21 protein-coding genes, 3 tRNA genes and 1 pseudogene are annotated in these 24994 nt (G+C 72.7%); 13 read left to right on the forward strand and 12 right to left on the reverse strand.

Features of this window, described 5'->3' with window-relative positions:
• Positions 1-54 precede the first annotated feature (54 nt).
• Positions 55-2610 (reverse strand): beta-glucosidase, encoded by a 2556-nt coding sequence (locus ACIOC1_RS10420; RefSeq protein ID WP_401853235.1) that lies wholly within the window; start codon positions 2608-2610, stop codon positions 55-57.
• A gap of 149 nt (positions 2611-2759) precedes the next feature.
• On the opposite strand from ACIOC1_RS10420, the gene ACIOC1_RS10425 reads away from it, so the two are divergent.
• On the forward strand, positions 2760-3395 hold the full coding sequence (locus ACIOC1_RS10425; protein WP_391047366.1) for a TetR family transcriptional regulator: 636 nt from the start codon (positions 2760-2762) through the stop codon (positions 3393-3395).
• A 59-nt stretch (positions 3396-3454) separates the two neighbouring features.
• Here ACIOC1_RS10425 and ACIOC1_RS10430 read toward each other — a convergent pair whose 3' ends face one another.
• Both ACIOC1_RS10430 and ACIOC1_RS10435 read right to left on the reverse strand, forming a co-directional pair.
• Entirely contained in the window at positions 3455-3883 is a 429-nt protein-coding gene (locus ACIOC1_RS10430; protein WP_355344774.1) for an organic hydroperoxide resistance protein, read from the reverse strand.
• A gap of 118 nt (positions 3884-4001) precedes the next feature.
• Positions 4002-5012 carry an NADP-dependent oxidoreductase gene (locus ACIOC1_RS10435; protein WP_355344771.1) on the reverse strand — a complete coding sequence of 337 codons (1011 nt, stop codon included), beginning with the start codon at positions 5010-5012 and terminating at the stop codon, positions 4002-4004.
• A gap of 149 nt (positions 5013-5161) precedes the next feature.
• Here ACIOC1_RS10435 and ACIOC1_RS10440 point away from each other — a divergent pair, with 149 nt between their 5' ends.
• Complete coding sequence (locus ACIOC1_RS10440; RefSeq protein WP_401853238.1) at positions 5162-5668, forward strand: MarR family winged helix-turn-helix transcriptional regulator; 507 nt, start codon at positions 5162-5164, stop codon at positions 5666-5668.
• Between the two features lie 28 nt (positions 5669-5696).
• Here the strand turns inward: ACIOC1_RS10440 and ACIOC1_RS10445 are convergent, their stop codons facing one another.
• The 4 genes from ACIOC1_RS10445 to efeU all read right to left on the reverse strand — a co-directional run bounded on the left by ACIOC1_RS10445 (position 5697) and on the right by efeU (position 12031).
• Positions 5697-6710, reverse strand: coding sequence for a hypothetical protein (locus ACIOC1_RS10445; protein WP_401853239.1), 1014 nt, complete (start codon positions 6708-6710; stop codon positions 5697-5699).
• Between the two features lie 154 nt (positions 6711-6864).
• Entirely contained in the window at positions 6865-8379 is a 1515-nt protein-coding gene (locus ACIOC1_RS10450) for an aldehyde dehydrogenase family protein (RefSeq protein ID WP_401853242.1), read from the reverse strand.
• Between the two features lie 149 nt (positions 8380-8528).
• The gene (efeB, locus tag ACIOC1_RS10455; protein WP_401853644.1) at positions 8529-9779 is read right to left on the reverse strand and encodes an iron uptake transporter deferrochelatase/peroxidase subunit; all 1251 of its coding nucleotides are present in this window, start codon (positions 9777-9779) and stop codon (positions 8529-8531) included.
• Positions 9780-9910: 131 nt separating this feature from the next.
• Positions 9911-12031, reverse strand: a complete 2121-nt coding sequence (gene efeU / locus ACIOC1_RS10460; RefSeq protein ID WP_401853245.1) for an iron uptake transporter permease EfeU — start codon at positions 12029-12031, stop codon at positions 9911-9913.
• Between the two features lie 247 nt (positions 12032-12278).
• Between efeU and ACIOC1_RS10465 the strand changes: the two are divergent.
• The 3 genes and pseudogenes from ACIOC1_RS10465 (at position 12279) to ACIOC1_RS10475 (ending at position 15251) form a co-directional block, all read left to right on the forward strand.
• Positions 12279-13084, forward strand: a pseudogene (locus ACIOC1_RS10465) (SDR family NAD(P)-dependent oxidoreductase).
• Positions 13085-13299: 215 nt separating this feature from the next.
• A complete protein-coding gene (locus ACIOC1_RS10470) occupies positions 13300-14268 on the forward strand; it encodes an SDR family oxidoreductase (protein ID WP_401853247.1) in 969 nt (322 codons plus the stop codon).
• Between the two features lie 140 nt (positions 14269-14408).
• Positions 14409-15251 (forward strand): helix-turn-helix transcriptional regulator, encoded by an 843-nt coding sequence (locus ACIOC1_RS10475; RefSeq protein WP_401853249.1) that lies wholly within the window; start codon positions 14409-14411, stop codon positions 15249-15251.
• A gap of 74 nt (positions 15252-15325) precedes the next feature.
• Here ACIOC1_RS10475 and ACIOC1_RS10480 read toward each other — a convergent pair whose 3' ends face one another.
• Complete coding sequence (locus ACIOC1_RS10480; protein WP_355344748.1) at positions 15326-15502, reverse strand: hypothetical protein; 177 nt, start codon at positions 15500-15502, stop codon at positions 15326-15328.
• Positions 15503-15677: 175 nt separating this feature from the next.
• A complete protein-coding gene (locus ACIOC1_RS10485; RefSeq protein ID WP_401853252.1) occupies positions 15678-15878 on the reverse strand; it encodes a hypothetical protein in 201 nt (66 codons plus the stop codon).
• Between ACIOC1_RS10485 and ACIOC1_RS10490 the strand changes: the two genes are divergently transcribed.
• The 4 genes from ACIOC1_RS10490 to ACIOC1_RS10505 all read left to right on the forward strand — a co-directional run bounded on the left by ACIOC1_RS10490 (position 15855) and on the right by ACIOC1_RS10505 (position 18263).
• Complete coding sequence (locus ACIOC1_RS10490; RefSeq protein WP_401853254.1) at positions 15855-16781, forward strand: hypothetical protein; 927 nt, start codon at positions 15855-15857, stop codon at positions 16779-16781. The genes ACIOC1_RS10485 and ACIOC1_RS10490 overlap by 24 nt on opposite strands.
• Before the next feature lie 140 nt (positions 16782-16921).
• Positions 16922-17362 carry a phage holin family protein gene (locus ACIOC1_RS10495; protein WP_355344864.1) on the forward strand — a complete coding sequence of 147 codons (441 nt, stop codon included), beginning with the start codon at positions 16922-16924 and terminating at the stop codon, positions 17360-17362.
• Positions 17359-18000 (forward strand): DUF3618 domain-containing protein, encoded by a 642-nt coding sequence (locus ACIOC1_RS10500; protein ID WP_401853256.1) that lies wholly within the window; start codon positions 17359-17361, stop codon positions 17998-18000. Before ACIOC1_RS10495 ends, ACIOC1_RS10500 begins: the two co-directional genes overlap by 4 nt.
• Positions 17997-18263 (forward strand): DUF4235 domain-containing protein, encoded by a 267-nt coding sequence (locus ACIOC1_RS10505; RefSeq protein ID WP_391047392.1) that lies wholly within the window; start codon positions 17997-17999, stop codon positions 18261-18263. The genes ACIOC1_RS10500 and ACIOC1_RS10505 overlap by 4 nt, the downstream gene beginning before the upstream one ends.
• Before the next feature lie 237 nt (positions 18264-18500).
• On the opposite strand, the gene ACIOC1_RS10510 is transcribed toward ACIOC1_RS10505, so the two are convergent.
• The 3 genes from ACIOC1_RS10510 to ACIOC1_RS10520 form a co-directional block, all read right to left on the reverse strand.
• Positions 18501-18574, reverse strand: a tRNA-Ile gene (locus tag ACIOC1_RS10510).
• Positions 18575-18730: 156 nt separating this feature from the next.
• Positions 18731-18803 (reverse strand) — tRNA-Asn (locus ACIOC1_RS10515).
• Positions 18804-18808: 5 nt separating this feature from the next.
• Positions 18809-18881: transfer RNA gene (locus ACIOC1_RS10520), tRNA-Asn, on the reverse strand.
• 210 nt (positions 18882-19091) lie between these two features.
• Here ACIOC1_RS10520 and ACIOC1_RS10525 point away from each other — a divergent pair.
• From ACIOC1_RS10525 to ACIOC1_RS10540, 4 genes are all read left to right on the forward strand, one after another.
• Positions 19092-19391, forward strand: a complete 300-nt coding sequence (locus ACIOC1_RS10525) for a YtxH domain-containing protein (RefSeq protein WP_355344861.1) — start codon at positions 19092-19094, stop codon at positions 19389-19391.
• Positions 19392-19507: 116 nt separating this feature from the next.
• Entirely contained in the window at positions 19508-20953 is a 1446-nt protein-coding gene (locus ACIOC1_RS10530) for an FGGY family carbohydrate kinase (protein ID WP_355344733.1), read from the forward strand.
• Positions 20954-21157: 204 nt separating this feature from the next.
• A complete protein-coding gene (locus tag ACIOC1_RS10535; protein ID WP_355344731.1) occupies positions 21158-22891 on the forward strand; it encodes an ABC transporter ATP-binding protein in 1734 nt (577 codons plus the stop codon).
• Between the two features lie 50 nt (positions 22892-22941).
• Complete coding sequence (locus tag ACIOC1_RS10540) at positions 22942-24861, forward strand: ABC transporter ATP-binding protein (RefSeq protein ID WP_401853647.1); 1920 nt, start codon at positions 22942-22944, stop codon at positions 24859-24861.
• The last annotated feature ends 133 nt before the right edge of the window (positions 24862-24994 follow it).

Genomic DNA, 24994 nt, shown 5'->3' on the forward strand with positions numbered 1-24994 from the left:
TTGCCCGCCTGCACGGGTGGGGGTCCCCCCGGCGAAGGCAGGGGGAGGGCGGGGTCAGGGGGCGGGGACGGAGAGCGGGGCCGTGAGACGGGGCGAGGCGATGGAGCGGCCGGCGACCACGGCGTAGGCACCGGGCACGAGCCGCCACGCGGCGGTGTCCTCGTCCCAGACCTCGGCGGCCCGCCGGGGCACCCGGACGGTCACCTCGACGGCCTCCCCCGCCTCGGCGGCGACGGAAGCGAATCCGGCCAGCCACCGCCCGGGCCGCGCGACGTCCGAGGTCGCCCCCTCGGACGACGCCCCGTCGAGGTAGAGCTGGACGACCTCACGTCCGGCCCGCGCCCCGGCGTTCCGCACCCGCACGGTCGCGGTGACCAGCACGTCCGGCTCCGAACTCTCGGCGACGACCAGCGACTCGTACTCCCAGTCGGTGTACCCGAGCCCGTGCCCGAACGGATAGGCGGGCGCGACGGCCTGCCGCTCCCACGCGCGGTACCCGATGAACACCCCTTCGTCGTAGGCGAGTACGCCATCCTGCGGCGTGACCCGGCTGACGGGCGCGTCGGCGAGCCGTACCGGCCAGGTCGTGGGCAGCCGCCCGCCCGGCTCCTCCACGCCGAGCAGGACGTCGGCGAGGGCGGCCCCGGCCTCCTGCCCGGGGAACCAGCCGAGGAGCACGGCGGCCACGTCCTCGCGCCACGGAAGCTCCACCGGGGAGCCGGAGTTGACCACGACCACGGTCCGCGGATTGACAGCGGCGACGCGGGCGACGAGTTCGTCCTGGCGGCCGGGCAGCCGCAGATCGCGCCGGTCGAAGCCCTCGGACTCGACGCGTTCCGTGGTGGCGACCACGACGACGGCGGTGTGCGCGGCCCGCGCGGTCTCGACGGCCTCGGCCAGCAACTCCTCCGGGTCGCGGGCCGGTTCGCCGTGCAGCAGGGCGAACCCGACGGCGAGGATGGGGAGTTCGACGCTCTTGGGCACGGCGTGCACGAGGCTGATCTCGACCCGCTCCCCCGCCGCCAGTTCGACGGTCCCGTGCTCGGCGGGCGTGCCGAGGAACGCCTCGAACGGGTCCTCGTGCTCACTGCCCTCGACGCCGTCGAACAGCACGTGTCCGCCGACGGTCAGGGTGAAGCCGCCGGTGCCGCGGGTGCCGAAGCGGTGCGCGCCGCTGACCCGCGGGGTGAACCAGCCGCGGGTCTCGACGGTGTGCAGCGCCTCGTACGCGACGCCTTCCGGCAGTTCGCCGAGCCACTGGAGCTGGCCGTTGGGCAGCTCCTCCGAGCCCAGTTCGGCTCCGTGTTCGTCGCGGGCGACGGCGGTGAGGGCGAATCCGGGCCCGGCGACGGGCAGTTCCTCGGTGGGGTCGGCGCCGACGCTGTGGCTGAGGGCGACGCCCGCGTGCAGCGCGGCCCGCAGGCCGTCGAGCGGCGAGACGACGTGGTCGGGGAAGACCTGCGCGGAGCCGCCGCCCAGGACGCGCGGGTCGCGGGCGGCGGCGCCGATGAGGGCGATGCCGCCGCCGAGCGGGGTCGGCGCGAGCGGCAGCACGGGCGCGTTGCCGCGTACCTCGTTGCGTACGAGCACGAAGCCGCGGCGGGCGATCTCGCGGGCCAGCGCGTCGCCGTCGGCCGGGGCGGGCCGGTCGGCCACGGCGACGGCGGGCGGCGCGCCCTCCAGCAGGCCGGTGCGGGCGGCGAGCAGCAGGACCCGGCGGGCGGCGGTGTCGACGGCCGCCTCCTCGACGGCCCCCGCGCGTACGGCGGCGGCCAGCGCCTCGCCGTAGACGGTGACCGGTCCCGGCATGGCGATGTCGAGGCCGCCCAGGAGCGCGCCGACGGTGTCGCGGGCGGCCAGCCAGTCGGAGACGACGACGCCGTCGAAGCCCCACTCGCCGCGCAGCACGCCGTTGACCAGCGGGTCGTGCTCGGTCATCGTCGTGCCGTTGACGGCGTTGTAGGCGGCCATGACGCCCCAGGGGCGGGCGCCCGCGACGATCGCCTCGAAGGGCGCGAGGTACAGCTCGCGCAGCGGCCGGGGCGCGATCCGGTTGTCGACGGTGAAGCGCTCGGTCTCCGCGTCGTTGCCGACGAAGTGCTTGACGGTGACGCCGACTCCGCCGTCCTGGACACCGCGCACATAACCGGTGCCGATGGCGCCGGTGAGATACGGGTCCTCGCTGTACGCCTCGAAGTGCCGTCCGCCCAGCGGCGACCTGTGCAGGTTGACGGTCGGCGCGAGCAGGACGTGGACGCCCTTGCGATGCGCCTCCTGGGCGAGCAACCGGCCTGCGCGGCGGGCCAGTTCGGGGTCCCAGGACGCGGCGAGCGCGGTGGGGCTGGGCAGCGCGGTCGACGGGTCGCCCGCCGTCCAGCGCTTGCCGCGTACGCCGATCGGGCCGTCGGACATCACCAGCGAGCCGAGGCCGATCTGCGGCAGCGCGGGCAGCGTCCACATGTCCTGGCCCGCCAGCAGCCGCGCCTTGGCGTCGAGGTCGAGCTTGCCGAGCGCCGCGTCGACCGCCCGCTCGCGCTCCGCGTCCCCGCGCGCGTCCGCGCGTACGCCCTCGTCCCCTGCTCCGGCCGCCGCCCCGCTGATCGCCGTCATCTTCCGTCCCCTTCCGCCTGTCCCGTACCGCTCCCGTCCCACCGCGCCCACGCTACCTGTCGTACGGTAGGGATAGATGCCATTTCGTAATCTTGTAGGCTCCCGAGCGGCAAAGGCTCCCGAGCGGCAGGGGAAGGGGGCGGGGTGGCGTGGCGGGAACCAGGAGTGAACGGCGGGGCGACCGGCGGGCGGAGATCATCCAGGCCGCGACGGAGGTGATCGCCGAGCGCGGCTACCGGGGTGCCACATTGGTGGCGGTGGCCGAGCGGGTGGGGCTGACGCAGCAGGGGCTGATGCACTACTTCCCCACCAAGGACGCCCTGTTGGTGTCCGTGCTGGAGGCGCGCGACCAGTGGGACATGGCGTCGGCGGCGCTGCACGGCCGGTCGTGGCCGCTGGAGGTGGTGGCGGAGCTGGTCGAGTACAACGCGACCAGGCCCGGTATCGTCCAGGCGTTCACGGTGCTGGTCGGCGACAGCGTCACCGAGGGGCACCCGGCGCAGGAGTATTTCCGCGAGCGCTACGCGCGGGTCCGCGAGGGCGGCGCGCAGGCGCTGCGCGCCGAGTACGGCGACCGGCTGCCGGGCGGCCTCACCCCCGAGCGGGCGGCCACCTTGCTGGCGGCGGTTATGGACGGCCTCCAGGTGCAGTGGCTCCTCGACCCCGGCGCGGTCGACATGTCGGCGGCCTTCCGCGACTTCCTGGCGCTGCTGGCCCCGCCGTCGGAGCCGGGGACGGCCGGACAGCCGTCGCCGTCCGAGCCGGGGACGGCCGGACAGCCGTAAGGACCGCGCTCCTGGGAGCGCGGTCCTTACCGGGGCCGACCGGGTGAGCGGCGGAGAACTCAGACGACGCTCAGGTCCACCGTGATGTTGCCGCGCGTGGCGTTGGAGTACGGGCACACCTGGTGCGCCTTCTCCACCAGGTCCTTGGCGGTGACGTCGTCCACGTTGGGGATGGAGACGGCCAGTTCGACGGTGAGGCCGAAGCCGCCGGAGGCGATTTTGCCGATGCCGACCTTGGCGGTCACGCGGGAGCCGCTGATGTCGGCCTTGGCCTGGCGGGCGACGACGCCCAGCGCGCCCTGGAAGCAGGCGCTGTACCCGGCGGCGAAGAGCTGCTCGGGGTTGGTGCCGTTGCCCGCGCCGCCCATCTCGGTCGGCGGGTTCACGATGACGTCGAGCTTGCCGTCGTCGGTGGCGACGCGGCCGTCACGGCCGTTCTCCGCGGTGGCGACGGCGGTGTACAGGACGTCTACGGGCTGGATGCTCATGAAAGTGTCCTCCTGAGGGGCGGGCGGCCCGCAAGGCACGCGAGCACGCCTGCAACATTTTGTTGAATTTCCGGCCGGGTGTCGAGCCCGGCCGGTCGGTCGGCGGCCGGACGGCGGGTCACTCCGCCGGAAGAGAGACGATCATCTTTCCGGTGTTGTCACCGCGCAGCACGCCCAAGAACGCTTCCAGATTGTTCTCGATTCCCTCCACCACCGTCTCGCGGTACCGCAGCCGGCCGTCACGCAGCCAGCCGGCGGCCTCGCGGACGAACTCGGGGCGAAGGTCCTCGTGGTCGGTGACGAGGAAGCCGCGCAGGGTGAGCCGCCTGCCGACCATCAGGCCGAGATTGCGCGGCCCCGCCACCGGCTCCGTCGCGTTGTACTGCGCGATGGCCCCGCACAGGGCGGCCCTGCCGTGCACCCGCATCGCGCCGACCGCGGCCTCCAGGTGCTCCCCGCCGACGTTGTCGAAGTACACGTCGATGCCATCGGGCGCGGCGGCCTTCAACTGCCCGGCCACCGGGCCGTCCTTGTAGTTGAAGGCGGCGTCGAAGCCGTACTCCTCCACCAGCATCCGGACCTTCTCCGCGGAGCCCGCGCTGCCGATGACCCGCGAGGCGCCCTTGAGCCGGGCGATCTGTCCGGCCTGGCCGCCGACGGCGCCCGCCGCGCCCGAGACGAAGACGACCTCGCCCGGCGCGAATTCGGCGACCCTCAGCAGACCCGCGTAGGCGGTGAGCCCGGTCATGCCGAGGACTCCGAGATACGCGGTGAGCGGCGCCTGGTCCGGGTCGACCCGGACGGCGCGCGCGGCGTCCACCAGGGCGTACTCCCGCCAGGCGAGGCCGTGCAGCACATGGTCGCCGACCGCGAAGTCCTCGGCCCGCGAGGCCACGACCCGGCCGACGGCGCCGCCGTGCATCGGCTGGTTCAGCTCGTACGGCGGCGCGTACGACTTCGCCTCGTTCATCCGGCCGCGCATGTACGGGTCGACCGACAGGTGCAGATTGCGGACCAGGATCTGGCCGGGGCCCGGCTCGGGGACGTCGGTCTCGACCAGCGCGAAGTCTTCCGGCACCGGCCAGCCCTTGGGGCGGGCGACCAGGTGCCATTCACGGCTCTTCGGCATGGGGGAAGTCCTCCTTCGGCGACGGTTCGACCACTGGTCGGCGTCGATCACTGATCAACCGCTGATCAACCATGGAAATGATTCAGGTGCTGAACTAACCATGGACCTTGATGTTTCATGATGTCAAACATTTGGGTAAACTGTTGGTCATGACACGTCGCCGAAGCGATCCCCTGACCGTCGAGGTCGTCGGCCTGATCGGCACCGTCGCCGCCCGCTACCACCAGGAGTACGAGTCGGCCGCCGCCCGCCACCGGCTGACCGGCGCGCAGGCCAAGGTGCTCGCGCTGCTCAATTCGGGGCCGCTGCCCATGCGGCGGATCGCCCGCTGGCTGAAGTGCGAGCCGTCCAATGTGACCGGCATCATCGACCGGCTGGAGGTCAGGGGGCTGGCCGAGCGCCGTACCGACCCGGCCGACCGCCGGATCAAGCTGGCCGCGGCCACCGCCGAGGGCCACGCCGTCGCCGACAAACTCCGCGACTCCCTGGACTTCGCCCGTGAACCGCTCGCCGGGCTCTCCGAACAGGAACGCACCATGCTGCGCGACCTGTTGCGGCAGATGCTGGGCGACGACCCGGCGGACGGCGCGCACCGCGACCACAGTCTCGGTGACGCCCCGGGCACGGGCCGCGAGCCGGGCGAGGGCGACGGCTGAGGCCCGCTGATCCGTCCCCGCGGGGACCCTACTGGCACCACCAGAGCACATGCGTGCACGTCGGCGACGGTGTCGCGGGCGAGGACGGCGGCGCGGTCGTGGTCGGCGGCGCGGCGGTCGTCCTCGTCGGCGACGCGCTCGCGGTGCGCGAGGGCTTCCCCGCCGGGCTGGACGCGGGCGCGCTCTCGGAACGCGAGGCCGACGCCGACGGCGAGCCGGACGCCTTGTCGGACGCCGAGGGCGACGCGCTGCCGCTGGTTCGGCCGCCGCCCTTCGGGACGCCGGGGGTGCCGCTCACGCCGGTGGACGGCCGGGGCGCGTCGGGCGAGGGGGAGACCGCGGAGACGCCGGGGCCGGGATCGGTGGACGGGCTCGGCGAGCCGCCGGAGAAGGCCGCGACGCCGAACATCGTCAGCGAGCCGACGACCGCGACCGCGCCGACGCCGAGGATCGCCGCCCGCTGGTGACGGCCGCGGCGGCGCCTGGCGGTCCCGCGCAGGTCGTGGTCCTCGCGGTAGCCGCCGCCACCGGCTCCGAGCAGGCTGTCGGCCAGGGCAGTGGGGGCGTCCCGTCGCGGGGCTTCGCCGTACGCGGGGACGTACGGGTCGGCGTACGGGGCGGTGTACGTCCCGCCGTACGCGCTGTCGTCGCCCGCCGTGCCGGGGTCCGTGTCCGGGCCCTCGCCGACGCCGGGGCCGACTGCGACGGCACTGCCGGTACCCGTGCCCGCGCCGCCGGGCTCGGGCTCGGCGGCGGTCGGGGCGGGGGCGGCCGGGACGGCGGCGGGGCCCGCGTCCGGGCCGAGGCCCGAGTCCCTGAGGAGGTCGTCCACGAGGGAGCCCTCGACGGGGGCCTCCGGTGTCGCCGCGCTCGCGGGCGGCGCCGGGTCGGCGCCGTCCGCTGCGGCGGCCTCCTCGGTGACCGGCGGCAGTTGCGCCGTGTCGGCCTCGTCGGGCAGCCCCGACCGGTCCGCGATCGCGCCGCATCCGGGGCAGGAGAAGGCGCCGTTGAGGTGTCGTCGGCACGTGTGGCAGTAGTTCATGGCGGATGGACTGTAAGGGACCGTCGCGGTGCGGCGGAACCCCGGAGTTCCGCTTGTCCCGGCTTCGCCGGGAAACTCCCCTGCGGACAAGTCGCCGCAGCTCAGGCCAGGTCGGGGCGGTCTGTACAGCGTCGGGCCGATGCCCGGCGGCGGCTCAGCCGGGCCAGACGAGACTCTGCGTCTCGCTGTAGGCGTGCAGCGCGTACGACCCCACGTCCCGGCCGACGCCGCTGCGCTTGAAGCCGCCGAAGGGCGCCTCCATGTTGCGGCCCACGGTGTTGATCCCGACGCCGCCCGCGCGCAGCCGCCGCGCGACCCGGAAGGCGCGGGGCACGTCGGCGGACCACACGTAGTCGATCAGGCCGTAGTCGCTGTCGTTGGCGAGCGCGACGCCCTCGTCCTCGTCGTCGAACGGCAGCACCACGACGACGGGCCCGAAGATCTCCTCGCGGACCACCCGCATGTCGGGCGCGCAGTCGGCCAGCAGTGTGGGGGCGACGTAGAACCCCCTTTCCAGCGGCGGGCGTTCACCGCCCGCCAGCAGGGTGGCGCCCTCCTTGCGGCCGAGCGCGACATACGCCTCGACGCGGTCGCGGTGGGCGGCGGAGATGACCGGGCCGACGACGGTGGCGGGTTGGGCGGGGTCGCCGACGACGAGCCGTCGCGCGTACTCGGCCAGTCGCTCCACCAGCCGTGGGTAGACCGCGCGTTGGGCCAGTACGCGGGTGGGGGCGGTGCAGATCTGGCCGCTGTAGAAGCTGAAGGTGGTGCCGATCCCGGCGACGGCCGAGTCGAGGTCGGCGTCGTCGAAGACCAGCGCGGCGCCCTTGCCGCCGAGTTCCATCAACTGCCGTTTCATACCGCGCCCGCAGGTCTCCGCGATGCGCTGCCCGACGGCCGTGGAGCCGGTGAAGCTCACCATGTCGGTGTCGGGCGACCCGACGACCGCCTCGCCGACGTCGGCGCCCGAGCCGGTCACCACGTTGAGCACACCCGGCGGCAGCCCGGCCTCGGTCAGCGCCTCCGCCATCCGGTAGACCGACAGCGGGTCCTGCGGGGCGGGTTTGACCACGACGGTGTTGCCCATCGCGAGCGCGGGCGCGACCTTGCCCGCCGGATTCGCCCAGGGGTTGTTGTAGGACGTGACGCAGGCGACGACGCCGACCGGCTGCCGGACCGCCAGCGCGCCGAAGACGCCGCCCGCGCCCATCGCGGACGCCTCGTTGAGCTGCGGGAGCAGCGCGGTCTCGGTGGGTTCGAGCGCGCCGCGCGCGTATCGCAGGAAGCGGGCGGCGGCCACGCCGACCTGCATGCCGCGGGCGGTCGCGGCGGTGGCGCCGCTCTCGGCGCCCGCCAGGGCCGCGTACGGCTTCAGTTCGCGCAGGATGATCCGCCCGGCGCGCTCCAGTATCCGGCCGCGCTCCTCGGGGCGGGTGCGCGACCAGCCGTCGAGCGCCTGCCGGGCGGCGGCGGTGGCCGCGAGCGCCTGTTCCGGGCTCGCTTCCGGCGCCCGCCCGACCACGCGCTCGGTGGCCGGGTTCAGGACGTCGTAGTGCCCGCGCTCCGGGGCGGTCCACCGCCCGCCGATGAACAGCGCGTCCTCGATCGCCGTCCCGTCCGTACCTGTTGACGTATCCGTCGGCCCGTCCGCCGCCCTGTCCACCGCCATGCCCGCCTCCTCGGCCGCCGGTCCCACCGGAATCCGGCACGGGCACAGCATGCCTGACGGACCGTCAGATGAGGAGAGGCGGACGGCACCTGATCCGCCCGGCCCGACGGCGTGCTGACGGAATGTCAGGCGGAGGGTCGGGCGGAGGCTCAGGCGGAGAGCAGGCCGCGGCCGAGCCAGTCCTTGGTGTCGCGGACGCCGGGCAGCACGAAGAAGTAGCCGCCGCCGACCGGGGAGATGTAGTCGACCAGCGGCTCGTCGATCAGCCGGGTCTGGGTGGCCTCGAACTGCCGCTGTACGTCCTGCTGGTAGCAGCAGAAGACCAGCCCCATGTCGAGGTTGCCGACCGCGTCCACGCCCCGGTCGTAGTTGTAACCGCGGCGCAGGATGCGGGAGTCGTCGGTCCTGGCGGTGCGCGGGTTGGCCATCCTGATGTGCGCGTCCAGCGGGATCGCGTTGCCCTGCGGGTCCTTGGCGTAGCGCGGGGTGTCGGTCTCCTTCGCGCCGTCCAGCGGCGCGCCGGTGTCCTTGCGGCGGCCGAACATCAACTCCTGCTCGGTGAGCGAGACCCGGTCCCAGAACTCGACCAGCATCCGGATGATCCGGATCGCCTGGTAGCTGCCGCCCGCCGCCCACGCGGGCTCGCCGAGCGCGTCCGTCACCCACACCAGCCGGTCCATCTCCCGGCCGGAGCGGACGTCCGGGTTGGCGATGCCGTCCTTGAAGCCGAGCAGATTGCGCTGCGCGCCGGTCGGCCGGGGCGCGTTCTGGAAGCCGTCCATGCGCCACTTGATCTGCATGCCGCCGCGGGTGTGCCGGGCGATGTCGCGCAGCGCGTGCAGGACGGTGTCCGTGCTGCCCGCGCAGATCTGCAACGACAGGTCGCCGTGGCACTGCGCGGCCTGGAGGTTGTCGTTGGGGAAGGTCCTCATCGGGGTGAGGCGGCGCGGCTTGGCGCCCGCGAGGCCGTAGCGGTCGTCGAAGAGCGAGGAGCCGACGCCGACGGTGACGGTGAGCGCGTCGGCGGGGACGGTCGGGCCGAGGATGCCGTTGTCGGACGGCGGCGCGCCGACGCCCAGGTCGTCGGGGGTGCCGCCCGCGGTGAGGAAGCGGGCCCGCTCGGTGATCGTCCTGAACAGGTCGGCGAGTTCGGCCCTGGTGTCCGCGATGACGTTCAGCGAGACGAAGGTCGCCGCGGCGGGCTGCGGGGTGATGACGCCCGCCTGGTGCGCGCCGTGGAAGTCCACCGCAGCGGCCTGGCCGCGCTGACCCGCGTCGGCCGCCTGGGCGCTGCTCCCGCCGGCCGCCGTGCTCAGCGCGAGGCCGCCGCCCGCCAGCGCCGCCGCGCCCGCGCCCGCGCCGAGCGCGGTCTTCACGAAGGACCTGCGGCCCGCGCCCATCGGGCAGGTGCCGCCGCCCGCCGCGTCACCCCCGTAGCCCTCGTGGCCTTCGGGTCGGGTGGAGTCGGCGGGCATCTGCTGCTTCCCTTCGGGGAGTTGTTCGGGTCCTGGCGCCGTACGGTCCTCGCGCCTCATGCGGACTTCCGGATTTCGAGCAGGTCGGGGACGGGCGCGAGGTCTTCCAGGAGCTGACCGGTCGCGCCGTCGATCGTCGCGCGGGCCGCCGCGTCGAGCGAGCCGACCGGGGTCCAGGCGGCGCCCTTGTGCGCGCCGTCGAGCAGCCTCTGGAGGCGGGCGATGTCCGCGTCGATCAGGGCCAGTTGCCGCGGGTCCCGCCGGGTGATCAGCGGCCGCAGCACCGCCAACAGCTCTTTCGTACCGGCCAGGTTGGCGTTCGCGGTCGCCAGATTCGTCCCGCTGCCCTCGTCGGTGTCGCCGGTCAGCTCGAACTGGAGGGTGTTCTCCAGGATCTCGTGGCTGCGCAGCGGCAGGTCGGACGGGTCGAAGTCCTGCGTGGGGAACGCCTTGCGCAGGCCCGCCACGTCGGCGCCGAGCCGGACGGCGAGCGGCCTGAGCGAGGCCGCGGACTCGCCGTGCCACAGCCCGTACTCGATGCGGTGGAAGCCGGTGAAGGACGGGTCCTTCTCGCCGCCGGGCAGCCCGTCCTTGCGGCCGTTGATCCTCGCGTCGAAGTCGGCGAAGGTCCCGTAGGCGGCGCCGAGCGCGGAGTACGTGTCGTGCGCGGTGAGCCACTCGGCGCGCGCCGCGGTGAGGTCGCCCGCCGCGAGGTCGGCCGTCAGTGTGCCGGTCTGGCCGACCAGCGTGCCGAGCCCGGTGTTCACATAGGCGCGGTACGACGCGAGCGGCGGCTGGAGTTCGGACGCGGCCAGCGGCAGGACGGCCTTGGTGGTGCTGCCGCCGGAGACCCGTACGGACGTCGAGGTGACCGCCTTGCCGCTGGTCGGCACGCAGCGCCAGGCGTATTCGCCGCTGCCGACGGTGGCGACCAGGTCGCGGGTGGTGCCGGGGGCCAGGCCCTCGATCTCGCCGTAGACGGCGTTGGTGGCGGGGTTGATCAGATAGACCTCGGACGCCTTGTCGCCGGTGTTGCGCATCGAGAAGGTCCGGCGGCCGGGCTTGGGGGCGCTGAAGCCCTTGCCGCACTCGGTCGGCGAGACGGCGACGGTCTGCGCTCCCGCGGGCTTGCCGTCGCCGAAGGCCACGACCAGGCCGCCGATCACGGCGGGGATCGCGACGACGGCGGCCGGGAGCAGCCATACGGGACGGGAGCGGGTGCGGGCGGGCGCCGCCGTGACAGCGGGCACAGGGGCGGGGGCCGGTGCGGAAGCGGGGTCCGGTGCGGAAGCGGGCGCCGTCTCCGCCGCGGTCGGCTCGGACGCCGGTGCCTCGGCCGCCCTCTTGGATACGGGCGCGGGCGCGGGCTTGCGCAGGCCGCGTACGAACAGCGTCATGACGATCGCGAGGTAGCCGACGTAGGCGGCGACCTGGAGCCAGGTCATGGCCGGGGTGAGGTTGAGGACGCCCTGGAGGAGGGCGGCGTACCAGGAACCGGCGTCGATGTGCGCGCTGAGGTCGAAGGCGTACGCCGTCTTCCCGGCGATCACGCCGCCCTCCTGGAGGTCGCGCAGGCCGTAGCCGAGGACGCCCGAGGCGATGACGATCAGGACGGCGCCGGTCACGGTGAAGAAGCGGCTCAGATTGATCTTGAGCACCCGCCGGTACAGGCCCCAGCAGAGCCCCGCGGCCAGCACCAGGCCGATCGCGGCGCCGGCCAGCGGGCCGCCGGACTCCCCCGCGGCGCGGGCGGTGGTCCACAGGAAGAGCGCGGTCTCCAGGCCCTCGCGGCCGACCGCGAGGAAGGAGGTGAGGATCAGCATGCCGCCGCCCATGGCGAGCGCGGCCGTCACCTTCTCCCGGATCTCACCGGACAGATTGCGGGCCGAGCGGCGCATCCAGAAGACCATCGCGGTGACGAAGGCGACGGCCACGACGCTGAGCGTGCCGCCGAACGCCTCCTGCGCGGTCGCCGACAGATTCGCGGCGGTGAAGGTGAGGACCGCCCCGAAGCTCATCGACAGGGCGATGGCGGCCAGGACGCCCGTCCACACCTGCGGGAGCCGGGACTTGGCGTCGCCGCGCACCAGGGTGGCCACAAGGATCGAGACGATCAGCCCGGCTTCGAGACCTTCCCTGAGTCCGATCAGGAAGCTCGGAAACGCGTCGTCCCACATCGATGTTCGTCCTCCCGGACCCGTGCTTAGGTGTGCCTGGCCTGACTTAGGCATACCTATCCTGCGGATCGGGGCCCGCGAAGTCTCTATGCTCCGGTTCCGTATTGGGTAAAAAGGACACCAGGTGACACCAGGTGACACCGAATGTGCGCGGGCCGCGCGGGCCGCTCCCCGCTCAAGGTGGGATCGGCGATCCCTGGACAAGTGGGGCCTTCATCCGGCCGTCGCCGCCGCCCACGCTGGAGTCATGACCACGCACACGGACACGACCACCGGCACGACCACGGACAGCGCCGCACCGGCCAGGATCGCGATCGTCACCGGCGCCAACCGCGGGCTCGGCCGCGCCACCGCGCTGCGGCTCGCCGCGGACGGCGTCGATCCGATCATCACCTTCCGGTCGCACGAGGACGAGGCGGCGGCCGTGGTCGCCGAGGCGAGGGCGCTCGGCCGCACCGCGTACGCGCTCCGCCTGGACACCGCGCGGACCGCCGGATTCGCGGACTTCGCCGACGAGGTGCGGCGGCTGCTCAAGGAGGGCTGGGGGCGGTCGGACTTCGACTACCTCGTCAACAACGCGGGCTCCGCCGTGACGGAACCCTTCCTCGAAGCCCCGAGGAGGGCTTCGACACGATGCTGAACGTCCACTTCAAGGGCGTGTACTTCCTCACCCAGCGGCTGGTCCCGCTGCTCGCCGACGGCGGCCGGATCGTCAACCTCTCCACCGGGCTGACCCGCTTCACCAGCGAGGGACTGTCGGCGTACGCGTCGATGAAGGGCGCCGTGGAGGTGTTCACCCGCTATCTGGCCAAGGAGTTGGGTCCGCGCGGCATCACCGTGAACGCCGTCGCGCCCGGCCCCACCGGCACCGACTTCGGCGGGGGCTTCATGCGGGACGACGAAGGCGTCAGGGCCGCGCTCTCCGGCCAGGCAGCGCTCGGCCGGGTCGGGACCGCCGAGGACATCGGCGGGGTGATCGCCGCGGTGCTGTCCGACGGGACCGGGTGGATCACGGGACAGCGGATCGAGGCGTCGGGCGGGTTCCTGCTCTGACCCGACGGGTTCCCGCTCTGACCCGACGGGTTCCCGTTCCAGCCGGGCGGGTTGCTCCTCCGACCGGGCGGTTCCCTCGCCCGCCGCACGGGATACGTATCCGCACGCCGTCCCTTTGTGTTCCTCTCCCCCCTCCCCCCTCCGCTGGAAAGCGCTCGCCCGCCCCCGCGAATGCGGCATCGCCCGCCCCCACTCACCGTCAGGAGCGAACCGTCATGACACGTAAGAACGCGCTGGACACCGCGGTGCCCGATCTCAGCGGAAAACTCGCCGTCGTCACGGGCGGGAGCGACGGGATCGGGCGGGGGCTCGGCGGGCGGCTGGCGCGGGCGGGCGCGGAGGTCGTGCTGCCGGTGCGGAACGCGGCGAAGGGCGCGGCGGCCGTGGAGCGGATCCGGGCCGAGGTGCCCGGCGCGCGGGTGTCGACGCGGGAGCTGGACCTGGCGTCGCTGGAGTCGGTCGCCGCGCTCGGCCGGACGCTGGTCGCCGAGGGCAGGCCGGTCGACATCCTCGTCAACCACGCGGCGGTGATGACCCCGGCGACCCGGCAGACCTCCGCGGACGGCCTGGAGTTGCAGTTCGCGACGAATCACCTCGGGCATTTCGCGCTGACCGCGCGTCTGCTCCCGCTGCTGCGCGCCGCGGGCGGCGCGCGGGTGGCGACCCAGTCGAGCATCGGCGCCCGCCAGGGGGCGCTGGCCTGGGACGACCTCCAGGCGGAGCGCGGCTACGCGCCGATGAAAGTCTACAGCCAGTCGAAGCTGGCGGTGCTGATGTTCGGCCTGGAACTGCACCGGCGCAGCGTCGCGGGCGGCTGGGGCATCACCAGCACCCTCGCGCATCCGGGCCTGACCTCGACCAATCTCCAGACGGCCGGGCCGAATCTGGGCCGCGCGAAGCGGACGACCTGGATGGACCGCGCCTTCCGCTGGCAGTCCAGGCTCGGGCTGTTCGTGCAGACCGTGGACGACGGGCTGCGGCCGGTGCTGTACGCGGCGACCGCGCCGGGGGCGGTCGGCGGCGCCTTCTACGGTCCCGGCGGCCTCGGGCATCTGACCGGCCCCGTGGTGGAGCAGCCGCTGTACCGGTCGGCGCGGAGCGAGGAGGAGGCGCGGCGGGTCTGGCAGGTGTCGGAGGAGCTGGCCGGGGTGCGCTTCCCGGACGGCGTGGCCGCCGAGAGCTGAGCCGCGGACGTACGGGGGGAAGCCGTGGCCGTACGGGCGGGAGGGCGCGGACGTACAGGCGGGAGACCGGGACCGGACAGGCGGAAGACCGGGGACGTACAGGCGGAAGACCGCGACCGGACAGGCGGGAGACTGGGGTCATGGACCGAGAACAGCTGGCGGACTTCCTGCGCACCCGGCGTGAGGCGCTGCAACCCGAGGACGTGGGGCTGCCGCGCGGGCCGCGGCGGCGTACGCGGGGGCTGCGGCGCGAGGAGGTCGCCGCGCTGTCCGGCATGTCGACCGACTACTACGGCCGGATCGAGCAGGCCCGCGGCCCGCAGCCGTCCGCGCCGATGCTGGGCGCCATCGCGCGCGGCCTGCATCTCTCGCTCGACGAGCGCGACCACCTCTTCCGGATGGCGGGGCACAGCGCCCCGGAGCGCGGATCGGGCAGCGACCACGTCAGCCCCGGCCTGATGCGGATTCTCGGGCGTCTGGACGACACTCCCGCGCAGGTCATGACGGATCTCGGCGAGACACTGACGCAGACCCGGATGGCGCTCGCCCTGCTGGGCGACGAGACCGGGCACACCGGGATGGCCCGCAGCTTCGGCTACCGCTGGTTCACCGACCCCGTCACCCGCCGCATCTACCCCGAGGCCGACCACCCCACCCACAGCCGGATCTTCACCGCCGGGCTGCGCGAGACGCTTTCCCGCCAGGGCCCCGGCTCGCGGGCCGCCGCCCTCGTCGACGCCCTGCTCGCCGTGAGCCCCGAATTCGCCACCCTCTGGAGCGCCCACGAGATCGGCGTCCGCCACCCCGACGACCTCAAGCGGATCCGTCACCCCGAGGTCGGCATCCTCCACCTGCACTGCCAGGTCCTCCAGGACCCCGCCCAGTCCCAGACCCTCCTGGTCTTCACCGCCACCCCCGGCACCGACTCCTACGAGAAGCTCCAGCTGCTGTCGTCGCTGGGCGAGCGCGGCGCGACGGCGTAGTCAGGGAGTCACGTACGGGTACGTCACGTACGGGTACGGGTACGGGTCCGGCCCCGTACCGCCGCGGTCCGGGGTCAGACCTGTTCCGACTCGCCTTCCACCGCGAGCTGCCACTCCGCCTGGAGGCGGGCCAGTTCCGTCAGCTCGTCCGGGGTCCACGAGGTGCGACCCGCGCTGAGCCGACGTATCCGGGCATTGAGCTCGGCCGCGTCGGCGAACGCGGAATCGGGAGCCGGAGGCGTGCTGGGCATGGGCGCAAACATATCCACGATCCGATAAACGCCCGGTATACGCCGAGCCCATCCCCCGGACCCCCCGGGTGTAATCCATCCCACTCCGGGGCAGACGCGCGGCCGGCCCCTCCGCGCCCCCGGTCAGCGCCTTTCAGCGCCGGTCAGCCCTCGGTCGGCGTTCGGTCAGCGCCGGTCAGCGTTCGGGGCAGAGCGTGTAGCGCAGCGTGAGAGCCGCCGGGGGCTGCGCGCGGGGGCGGGCCTCACGGCCGCCGGGGCGCTCGGCGCGGCCGGAGTCCTCGCCGCCGCGGGACCGGCCGCCGCCGACCTGCCGGTCACCCCGCCCTTCTCGCTGGAGGGCGGCGGGGACCAGGTGTCCTGGCGCAAGCCGCTGCACGAGACGTCCTGGGCCATGCAGTCCTTCGCCTACGACAACGTCAACGGCCACATCTACTTCGCCCAGCACCGCCCCGGGGACAACGAGAACGACTCCGACGACGGGGACCCGTCAAAGGCGCACATCCACTACGGCGACATCTGGATCGTCCGCACCGACCAGGCGGGCAACGTGCTCGGCACCATGGCGCTGCACCAGTTCGGCCACGGCTCCTCGATGGCCGTCGAACCCACCGGCGCCGGTTCCGCGCCGTACCTGTGGATCGAGGGCGACAACTACAACGTCGCCAAGGGGGCGTACGAGGACAGCGGCTACCGGCTCACCCGGTTCCGTTACACCGAGGGCATCACCCTCACCTACGGCAACCCGTCGGTGATCCCGATCCAGGACCGTACGCCCACCATCAACACCTACGCGGGCCTGCCGCGCCCCGCGATCGACCCGGTCAACAACATGCTGCTGGTCCGCTACGCCACCCAGTCCACCTCACCCAACCCCTGGCGGCTGGTGGTCTTCCCGCTGGCGGACGCGGTGGCGGGACGGCTCTCCCAGGACGACAGGAAGGCCGAACGCGCGCTGCCCACCAACGCCCAACTGAAGATCCCGGACGACGCCGCCTTCCAGGGCGTCACCCTGTACGGCGAGTACGCCTACCTCCTCTACGGCAGGTCGGGCGGCCCGTCCTACCTCGCCGCCGTGAGCATGAACGACGCCGGGGGCGGGCACGGCGAGGTCTTCCACACCACCGCGGGGGCGACGATCCCGGGCCGCGAGCCGCAGGGCTGCGCGATCTGGGTGGCCGACGGCCAGCCCCGCCTCGCCTTCGGCTTCTCCGGCAAGACCGGCACCACGACCGACCCCAGCTTCGACGCGAGCCTCTTCTACAAGAACACCTTCGCCTGAGGGTGCCCGCGCCTTCCCCGTACGTCCCCCGCCTGAGCCGAACCGATGTGCCCGGCACGCGGCCGCCTGCCGAAGCGCGTGTGCGCCCGTCCGGCCCGGGTAGCCGGGCGCATAGGAGACGGAAGGACCGGTGAGTGGTGATGGATCCCGTCGGAACTCGGGCGGCAGGGGACGGCTCCGGAGCGGCGGACGGCTCGGGCGAGCCGTCGGTCGGTGAGCTGGTGTCGCGCGCGACACAGCAGATGTCGCAGCTCGTGCGCGAGGAAATGCGGCTCGCCCAGGCCGAGATGGCCCAGAAGGGCAAACGGTTCGGCATGGGCGGCGGGCTGTTCGGCGGTGCGGGGCTGCTGGCCTTCATCGGTCTGGAGGCGCTGGCCGCCACGGCGGTCGCGGCGCTCGCCCTCACGTTCTCGGTGTGGCTGTCGGCGCTGATCGTCGCGGTGGCGCTGCTGGCGCTCGCCGCCACGCTGGCGCTGGCGGGGAAGAAGGAAGTGAGCCGCGCGACGCCGCCGGCTCCCGAGCAGGCGATCGCCGGTGTCAAGGCCGATGTCGCCACCATCAAGGAAAAGACGAAGCGATGACCATCGACCCGCATGACGAGAAGGACCCGTCCACCCCCGAGGAACTGCGCGCCCAGGTGGAGAGCACCCGTGAGCAGCTCGGCGAGACGGTGGAGGAACTGGCCGCCAAGGCCGACGTGAAGGCCCGCGCCAAGGACAAGGCCGCCGACATCAAGGACGAGGTCGGCGACAAGGCCGCCCAGGCGAAGGACAAGGCCGCCGACATCAAGGACGAGGTCGGCGACAAGGCCGCCCAGGCGAAGGACAAGGCCGCCGAGGTCAAGGACAAGGTCCAGAGCAAGGTCGCCGAGCTGAAGGACCGCGCCCAGACCACGAAGGACGAGGCCCAGGACACCGCTCAGGACACGGCGGCAGACGCGTCGGCCTCGGCCCGGGCGAAGGCGGCCGAAGTCGGCGCGCTGGTCCGGGACAAGACGCCGGAACCGGTGCGGGAGAAGGCCGCCGCCGCGTCGGCCAAGATCGCTGAGGGCACCGCGGCGGTGGCCGCCAAGGTCAGCGAGAAGACCCCCGAGCCCCTGGCCGAGAAGACCCAGCAGGCCGCCGACGCCGTCAAGCGCCGCCCCGGCGCGGCCGTCGCCGCGGCGATCGGCGCCGCCGTGGTGTTCTTCACCGTCCGCTGGAAGAGGGGCCGCAAGTGAACGCCGCGAAGATCGTCTACCGCCCGGTCGGCCTGCTGCTCAGCGTGGCCAGTGGCGCGTTGGCCGGAGCCGCCTTCAAGCAGATGTGGAAGGTGGTCGGGCACGACGACGACACCCCGGACGCGCTGGACGAGGAGCGCGCCTGGAAGGAGGTCCTGATCGCGGCCGCGCTGCACGGGCTGATCTTCGCCGTCGTGAAGGCGGCGGTCAGCCGGAGCGGCGCCACCGCCACCCGGCGGCTCACCGGCACCTGGCCGGCCTGACCCGCGACCCGCGCCCCGCGCACGCGGAAAGCGGGGCCGCGCCCGCGCGGTCTCACGCCGATCAGCCCTGTCCCCCGCCGAGTTGTGCCACAAGGCCGCCAGGGCGACCACACCCGGCCCCGTCAAGGACGTGCCGCGGACGCCACTCGGACGGATGCTCGCGCGGGGGTGTCGGCGCCATGATCGCCGCCCCCGGAGACCGTCCGCGAAGTGCCGGCTTCGCGGCACGGCGCAGGGTGGGGCGGGTGGGACTCGAACCCACGACCGACGGATTATGAGTCCGCTGCTCTAACCGGCTGAGCTACCGCCCCGTACGGTGCGCCTCGCGCGCCGTCTGCCGCAGCATAGCTGCTCATACGATCTGTCGCCCTCGCGGGTCACAGACGCGTCATTGGGTGGACTCGCGGGGGCGGGGAGTTGGTTCCCCGGGACATGAAAAAGGACCCCAACGGGGTCCTGATCCGGCGCTCCCCCGACTGGACTCGAACCAGTAACCTGCCGGTTAACAGCCGGCTGCTCTGCCAATTGAGCTACAGGGGACCGAGCTCCCCCGACTGGACTCGAACCAGTAACCTGCCGGTTAACAGCCGGCTGCTCTGCCAATTGAGCTACAGGGGATCGCTCTGCGTGCACCGAATGCACTCGTCAGGGTGTCCCCGGACGGCGCGCGTTCGCTGCGACACATACATTAGCGCAAGTGAGGGGGTGCTCCGCCAACCAGTTGCGCCAGGGTTGTCACCCGGGTGCACAGGGTAGGCGCGCAGCACACGGCACCTTGGCCCGACTTGTCCTATGCCTGACGTGTCCGACGGAAAGAGGGTGGAGCCCATGCGCTACCGGCTGACGTTCATCAGTGGAGCCGTCGTCGGCTATGTGCTCGGCGCGCGCGCCGGGCGCGAGCGGTACGAGCAGTTGCGCAAGAGCGCGCAGCGCGTCGCGCAGAACCCGGCGGTGCGCAACGCGGCGGAGAGCGCCGCGCAGACCGGCAGGAACGCCGCGGTGAAGGCCGCGGACACGGTGACGGCGAAGGTCGGCGACCGGCTGCCGGAGTCGGTGACCGAGCGGGTGAAGGCACTGCGCGACCGCAGCGCGCCGCCCGAGGACGACTGGGGCACCTCCAACACCTGAGGAAGGGCATCCCCGCCCGCATCCCGCCCGCACCCCGCCCGTTTCTCGAACACCTGACGCAACCTGATGCACAGCTGTCACCCCGTACCCGCCCCCCGTGGGGCATCATCTCGTCCATGGGGAAAGTCGCGGGCATAGACAGCTCCACCACCGGTACGACCGTCGTCGTGTGCGACAGCGAGACCGGGGCGGTACTCAGGCAGGGCCATGCGCCGCACCCTCTGGACGACGGCGAGAAGCCGACCGAGATCGACCCGCAGGCGTGGCTGCTGTCGCTGGGCGAGGCGGCCAAGGACGGCGTCCTCGAAGGGGTGCAGGCGATAGGCATCTCCGGGCAGCAGCACGGGCTGCTGGCCCTGGACGCGGGCGGGGTGGCCGTACGCCCAGCCCTGTTGCGCGGCGACAAGCGGGCGCAGGCGCAGGCCGTGGACCTCACCGACGAGCTGGGCGGGGCGGCCGGGTGGGCCGAGGCGGTCGGCTCGGTGCCGCAGGCCGCGTATCCGGTGGCGAAGCTGCGCTGGATCGCGCAGCACGAACCGCAGACGGCCACGCGCATAGCCCAGGTGATGCTCCCGCACGACTGGCTGGTGTGGCAGTTGCTGGGGCGGCCCGCGCGCCGTACGACCGACCGCGGCGACGCCTCGGGCACCGGCTACTGGTCCGCGGCCACCGGCGAGTACCGCACGGATCTGGTCGAGCGGGCGCTCGGCCACCAGGTGGCGCTCCCCGACGTACTGGCCCCCGCCGAACCCGCGGGACAGACCCCCGAGGGCCTGCTGATCTCCGCGGGCACCGGCGACAACATGGCCGCCGCCCTGGGCCTGGGCCTCGGCCCCGGCGACGCGGTGGTCTCCCTGGGCGCGGCGGGCACCGTCTTCGCCGTGCACCACGAGGCGCTGAAGGACCCGACGGGTACGGTCACCGCCTTCGCCGACGCGACCGGCCGCCATCTGCCGGTGGTGCAGGTGCGCAACGCCGTCCGTACGCTGCGCGGCACCGCCGATCTGCTGGGCACCGACCTGGCCGGGCTGTCCGAACTGGCGCTCCAGTCCACGCCCGGCGCGTACGGACTGGTGCTGCTGCCGTATCTGGAGGGCGAGCGGACGCCCGATCTGCCGCACACCGCGGGGACGCTGGCCGGGCTGCGGCGCGACTCGATGAAGCCGGAGCACCTGGCGCGGGCCGCCTTCGAGGGCATGCTGTGCGGGCTGACGGACGCGCTGGACGTGCTGCGCAACAAGGGCGTCGAGGTGCGCCGGGTGTTCCTGCTGGGCGCGGCGGGCGAGCTGCCCGCGGTGCGCGCCATCGCGCCCGCGCTGTTCGGCACGCAGGTCGTCGTACCGCCGGCCGCCGAGTACGCGGCGCTGGGCGCGGCGCGGCAGGCCGCCTGGTCGCTGGGCGCGGTGCTCGGCTCGCAGTCGCAGACCGAGCCGCCGCCGTGGGCCGAGGCGGCCACGCAACTGCTGGAGCCGGGCGACGACTCGGCCGTGGGGTCAGCGGTGCGTCAGCAGTACGTCGCGGTGCGCGAGCAGACTCACCCGGGGGCCTTTGCCTCGCTTTAATCCCATCTCGCTTTAATCCCATGCGGCCCGGCGGTGTCGGAAGATAAGATCCTCCGCCGATCAAGACGGGCAAAGGGCGGGCAAAGCTCGGCGGGCCGGGGCAACGTCCCCTCCCCCGCGCTGCGTCTCCGTACGCGCCTTCCGCCGCCTGCGTACGTCCCGCCGGGTACGCGGCGCCCGTACCGCCGACACCGAGGTTTCAGTGTGCTGATCAGACTCCTGCGGGCCCACCTGGGCCCGTACAAGCGACCCATCGGTCTCTTGGTACTGCTCCAACTCGTGCAGACCATAGCCACGCTCTACCTGCCCACGCTCAACGCCGACATCATCGACAACGGAGTGGTGAAGGGCGACACCGGCTACATCGTGGGGCTGGGCGGCGTCATGATCGGGGTGACCGTCGTCCAGGTCTGCTGCGCGATCGGCGCGGTCTTCTTCGGCGCCCGGACCTCGATGGCGGTCGGCCGTGACATCCGCGCGTCGGTCTTCGACCGGGTGCAGAGCTTCTCGGCCCGCGAGGTCGGGCAGTTCGGGGCGCCGTCGCTGATCACCCGCACCACCAATGACGTGCAGCAGGTGCAGATGCTGGTGCTGCTGACGTTCACGCTGATGGTGTCCGCGCCGATCATGTGCGTCGGCGGCATCATCATGGCGCTCGGCCAGGACGTGCCGCTGTCGTCGCTGCTGCTGGCCGTGGTGCCGCTGCTCGGCATCGTGATCAGCCTGATCATCCGCAGGATGCGCCCGCTGTTCCGCACGATGCAGACCCGCGTGGACACCGTGAACCGGGTGCTGCGCGAGCAGATCACCGGTATCCGCGTGATCCGCGCCTTCGTCAAGGACGACTACGAGCAGCGCCGCTTCGCCGAGGCCAACGACAGTCTGACCGATGTGTCGCTGGCCACCGGAAAGCTGATGGCGCTGATGTTCCCGCTGGTGATGGGCGTGGTGAACATCTCCAGCGTCGCCGTGCTGTGGTTCGGCGCGCACCGCATCGACAGCGGCGGGATGCAGATCGGCGCCCTGACGGCGTTCCTGAGCTATCTGATGCAGATCCTGATGTCGGTCATGATGGCCACCTTCATGTTCATGATGGTGCCGCGCGCCGAGGTCTGCGCCGAGCGCATCGAGGAGGTGCTGGGCACCGAGTCCAGCGTCGTCCCGCCGACCGCGCCCGTGCTGACTCTGCGCCGCCACGGCGACCTGGAGCTGACCGGCGTGGAGTTCGCCTACCCCGGCGCGGAGGCGGCCGTCCTGCGCGGGGTCGACCTGGTCGCCAGGCCCGGTGAGGTGACCGCGATCATCGGCTCCACCGGCAGCGGCAAGTCGACGCTGCTCGGCCTGATCCCGCGGCTGTACGACGCGACCGGCGGCCGGGTGCTGGTCGACGGCGAGGACGTCGCGGAGCTGGCCCCCGCGCTGCTGGCCGAGACCGTCGGCCTCGTACCGCAGAAGCCGTATCTGTTCTCCGGCACCGTCGCGACCAACCTGCGGTACGGCAAACCGGACGCCACCGACGAGGAGCTGTGGCACGCGCTGGAGGTGGCGCAGGCCAAGGACTTCGTGGAGCGGCTCGACGGCGGGCTCGACGCGCCCATCGCGCAGGGCGGCAGCAATGTCTCCGGCGGGCAGCGGCAGCGCCTGGCCATCGCGCGGGTCCTGGTCCGCAAGCCGGAGATCTACCTCTTCGACGACTCCTTCTCGGCGCTGGACTACGCGACGGACGCGGCGCTGCGCCGTGCGCTGCTGCACGAGACCGCCGCCGCGACCGTGCTGATCGTCGCCCAGCGGGTGTCCACCATCCGTGACGCGGACCGGATCGTCGTCCTGGACGAGGGCCGGGTCGTCGGCACCGGCACGCACACCGAGCTGATGACCGACAACGAGACCTACCGGGAGATCGTCCTGTCCCAGCTCACGGAAGCCGAGGCCGCCTGATGAGCGACGACGAGCACAAGCCCGCCGCCGCGCAGCGCCCGCCGCGGCCGATGGGCGGGCCCGCGCGCTTCATGAGCGGCGGCCCGGTCGAGAAGCCGATGGACTTCGGCGGGTCGCTGAAGCGGCTGCTGGGTCTGATGCGTCCCGACCGTTTCCTGCTCTGCCTGGTGCTGGTCCTCGGCACGGCGAGCGTCGCGCTCGCGGTGACCGGGCCGCGCATCCTCGGTCACGCCACCGACCTGATCTTCGCCGGGGTGATCGGCCGGCGGTTCCCCGGCGGCACCAAGCAGCAGGCGCTCGACACGCTGCGCGCGCACGGTGACGGCCGGGTCGCCGACATGCTCAAGGGCATCGGTTTCACGCCGGGCCAGGGCATGGACTTCGACGCCATCGGCAAGGTGCTGCTGGTGGTCCTCGCGGTGTACGTGGCCGCGGCCGTCTTCAGCGTCTTCCAGATGCGCACCGCGACCAAGGTGATCAACCGGGCGATGTTCCGGATGCGCTCCGACGTCGAGGACAAGCTGGCGAAGCTGCCGCTGTCGTACTTCGACCGGCAGCCGCGCGGCGAGGTGCTGAGCCGGGCCACCAACGACATCGACAACATCGGCCAGACGATGCAGCAGACCATGGGCCAGCTGGTGAACTCGCTGCTGACCATCGTGGGCGTGCTGGCCATGATGTTCTGGATCTCCTGGCTGCTGGCGCTGATCGCGCTGGTCACCGTGCCGGTGACGCTGCTGGTGGCCACGCGGGTGGGCAAGCGCGCGCAGCCGCAGTTCATCCAGCAGTGGAAGACCACCGGCAAGCTCAACGCGCACATCGAGGAGATGTACACCGGCCACTCGCTGGTGAAGGTCTTCGGGCGCGCGGAGGAGTCGGCGGCGGCCTTCGAGGAGCAGAACGAGGCGCTGTACCGCTCGGGCTTCAAGGCGCAGTTCATCTCCGGCACGATCCAGCCGATGATGATGTTCATCGGCAATCTGAACTACGTGCTGGTGGCCGTCGTCGGTGGCCTGCGGGTCGCGTCGGGCGCGCTGTCCATCGGTGACGTCCAGGCGTTCGTGCAGTACTCGCGGCAGTTCAGCCAGCCGCTGACGCAGGTGGCGAGCATGTCGAACCTGATCCAGTCCGGCATCGCGTCGGCCGAGCGGGTCTTCGAACTCCTCGACGCCGAGGAGCAGTCGGCGGAGCCGGCGAAGCGGGACGTCCCCCGGGTGCCGGTGCGGGGCCGGGTAGCGCTGGAGGACGTGAGCTTCCGCTACGACCCGGACAAGCCGCTGATCGACCACCTGTCGCTGAAGGTGGAGCCGGGCCACACCGTCGCGATCGTCGGCCCGACCGGCGCGGGCAAGACCACGCTGGTCAATCTGCTGATGCGGTTCTACGAGGTGTCCGGCGGCCGGATCACCCTGGACGGCACCGATGTGGCCACGCTCTCCCGCGAGGAGCTGCGCTCCTCGATCGGCATGGTCCTCCAGGACACCTGGCTGTTCGGCGGCACGATCGCGGAGAACATCGGCTACGGCAGCGAGGGGGCGACCGCCGAGCAGATCGAGGAGGCGGCGCGCGCCGCGCACGCGGACCGCTTCATCCGCACGCTGCCCGAGGGCTACGACACGGTGATCGACGACGAGGGCGCGGGGGTCAGCGCGGGTGAGAAACAACTCATCACCATCGCGCGGGCGTTCCTGTCCGATCCGACGATCCTGGTACTGGACGAGGCGACCAGCTCCGTCGACACCCGTACCGAGGTGCTGATCCAGCGGGCGATGGCCAAGCTCAGCCACGGCCGTACCAGCTTCGTGATCGCGCACCGGCTGTCCACGATCCGCGACGCCGACGTCATCTTGGTGATGGAGTCCGGCGCGATCGTCGAACAGGGCACGCACGAGGAGCTGTTGGCGGCCAAGGGCGCGTACGCGCGGCTGTACGCGGCGCAGTTCGCGCAGGCCGTGGCGGAGGTCGACTGAGGTACGAGGGCCGGCCGGGACGGGTGTTCCGTCCCGGCCGACCGGCCGGAGCGGGGGGCCGGAAAACCCGAGGAGCCAGCGGGTACGGCGGCGCGCGGCGTTGGTAGCCTGTGCCGCCGTACCTCCGGAAGGG

This window comes from Streptomyces sp. NPDC088197, assembly GCF_044741185.1.
Lineage (GTDB): Bacteria > Actinomycetota > Actinomycetes > Streptomycetales > Streptomycetaceae > Actinacidiphila.

Bases quoted from the DNA above. Each gene is read 5' to 3' on its own strand.
- efeU (WP_401853245.1), bottom strand. From the start codon at position 12,031: ATGTGGGACGACGCGTTTCCGAGCTTCCTGATCGGACTCAGGGAAGGT.
- ACIOC1_RS10420 (WP_401853235.1), bottom strand. From the start codon at position 2,610: ATGACGGCGATCAGCGGGGCGGCGGCCGGAGCAGGGGACGAGGGCGTA.
- ACIOC1_RS10450 (WP_401853242.1), bottom strand. From the start codon at position 8,379: ATGGCGGTGGACAGGGCGGCGGACGGGCCGACGGATACGTCAACAGGT.
- ACIOC1_RS10475 (WP_401853249.1), top strand. From the start codon at position 14,409: ATGGACCGAGAACAGCTGGCGGACTTCCTGCGCACCCGGCGTGAGGCG.
- ACIOC1_RS10440 (WP_401853238.1), top strand. From the start codon at position 5,162: ATGACACGTCGCCGAAGCGATCCCCTGACCGTCGAGGTCGTCGGCCTG.
- ACIOC1_RS10430 (WP_355344774.1), bottom strand. From the start codon at position 3,883: ATGAGCATCCAGCCCGTAGACGTCCTGTACACCGCCGTCGCCACCGCG.
- ACIOC1_RS10540 (WP_401853647.1), top strand. From the start codon at position 22,942: ATGGGCGGGCCCGCGCGCTTCATGAGCGGCGGCCCGGTCGAGAAGCCG.
- ACIOC1_RS10445 (WP_401853239.1), bottom strand. From the start codon at position 6,710: ATGAACTACTGCCACACGTGCCGACGACACCTCAACGGCGCCTTCTCC.
- efeB (WP_401853644.1), bottom strand. From the start codon at position 9,779: ATGGGCGCGGGCCGCAGGTCCTTCGTGAAGACCGCGCTCGGCGCGGGC.
- ACIOC1_RS10530 (WP_355344733.1), top strand. From the start codon at position 19,508: ATGGGGAAAGTCGCGGGCATAGACAGCTCCACCACCGGTACGACCGTC.
- ACIOC1_RS10500 (WP_401853256.1), top strand. From the start codon at position 17,359: ATGACCATCGACCCGCATGACGAGAAGGACCCGTCCACCCCCGAGGAA.
- ACIOC1_RS10480 (WP_355344748.1), bottom strand. From the start codon at position 15,502: ATGCCCAGCACGCCTCCGGCTCCCGATTCCGCGTTCGCCGACGCGGCC.
- ACIOC1_RS10495 (WP_355344864.1), top strand. From the start codon at position 16,922: ATGGATCCCGTCGGAACTCGGGCGGCAGGGGACGGCTCCGGAGCGGCG.
- ACIOC1_RS10525 (WP_355344861.1), top strand. From the start codon at position 19,092: ATGCGCTACCGGCTGACGTTCATCAGTGGAGCCGTCGTCGGCTATGTG.
- ACIOC1_RS10470 (WP_401853247.1), top strand. From the start codon at position 13,300: ATGACACGTAAGAACGCGCTGGACACCGCGGTGCCCGATCTCAGCGGA.
- ACIOC1_RS10435 (WP_355344771.1), bottom strand. From the start codon at position 5,012: ATGCCGAAGAGCCGTGAATGGCACCTGGTCGCCCGCCCCAAGGGCTGG.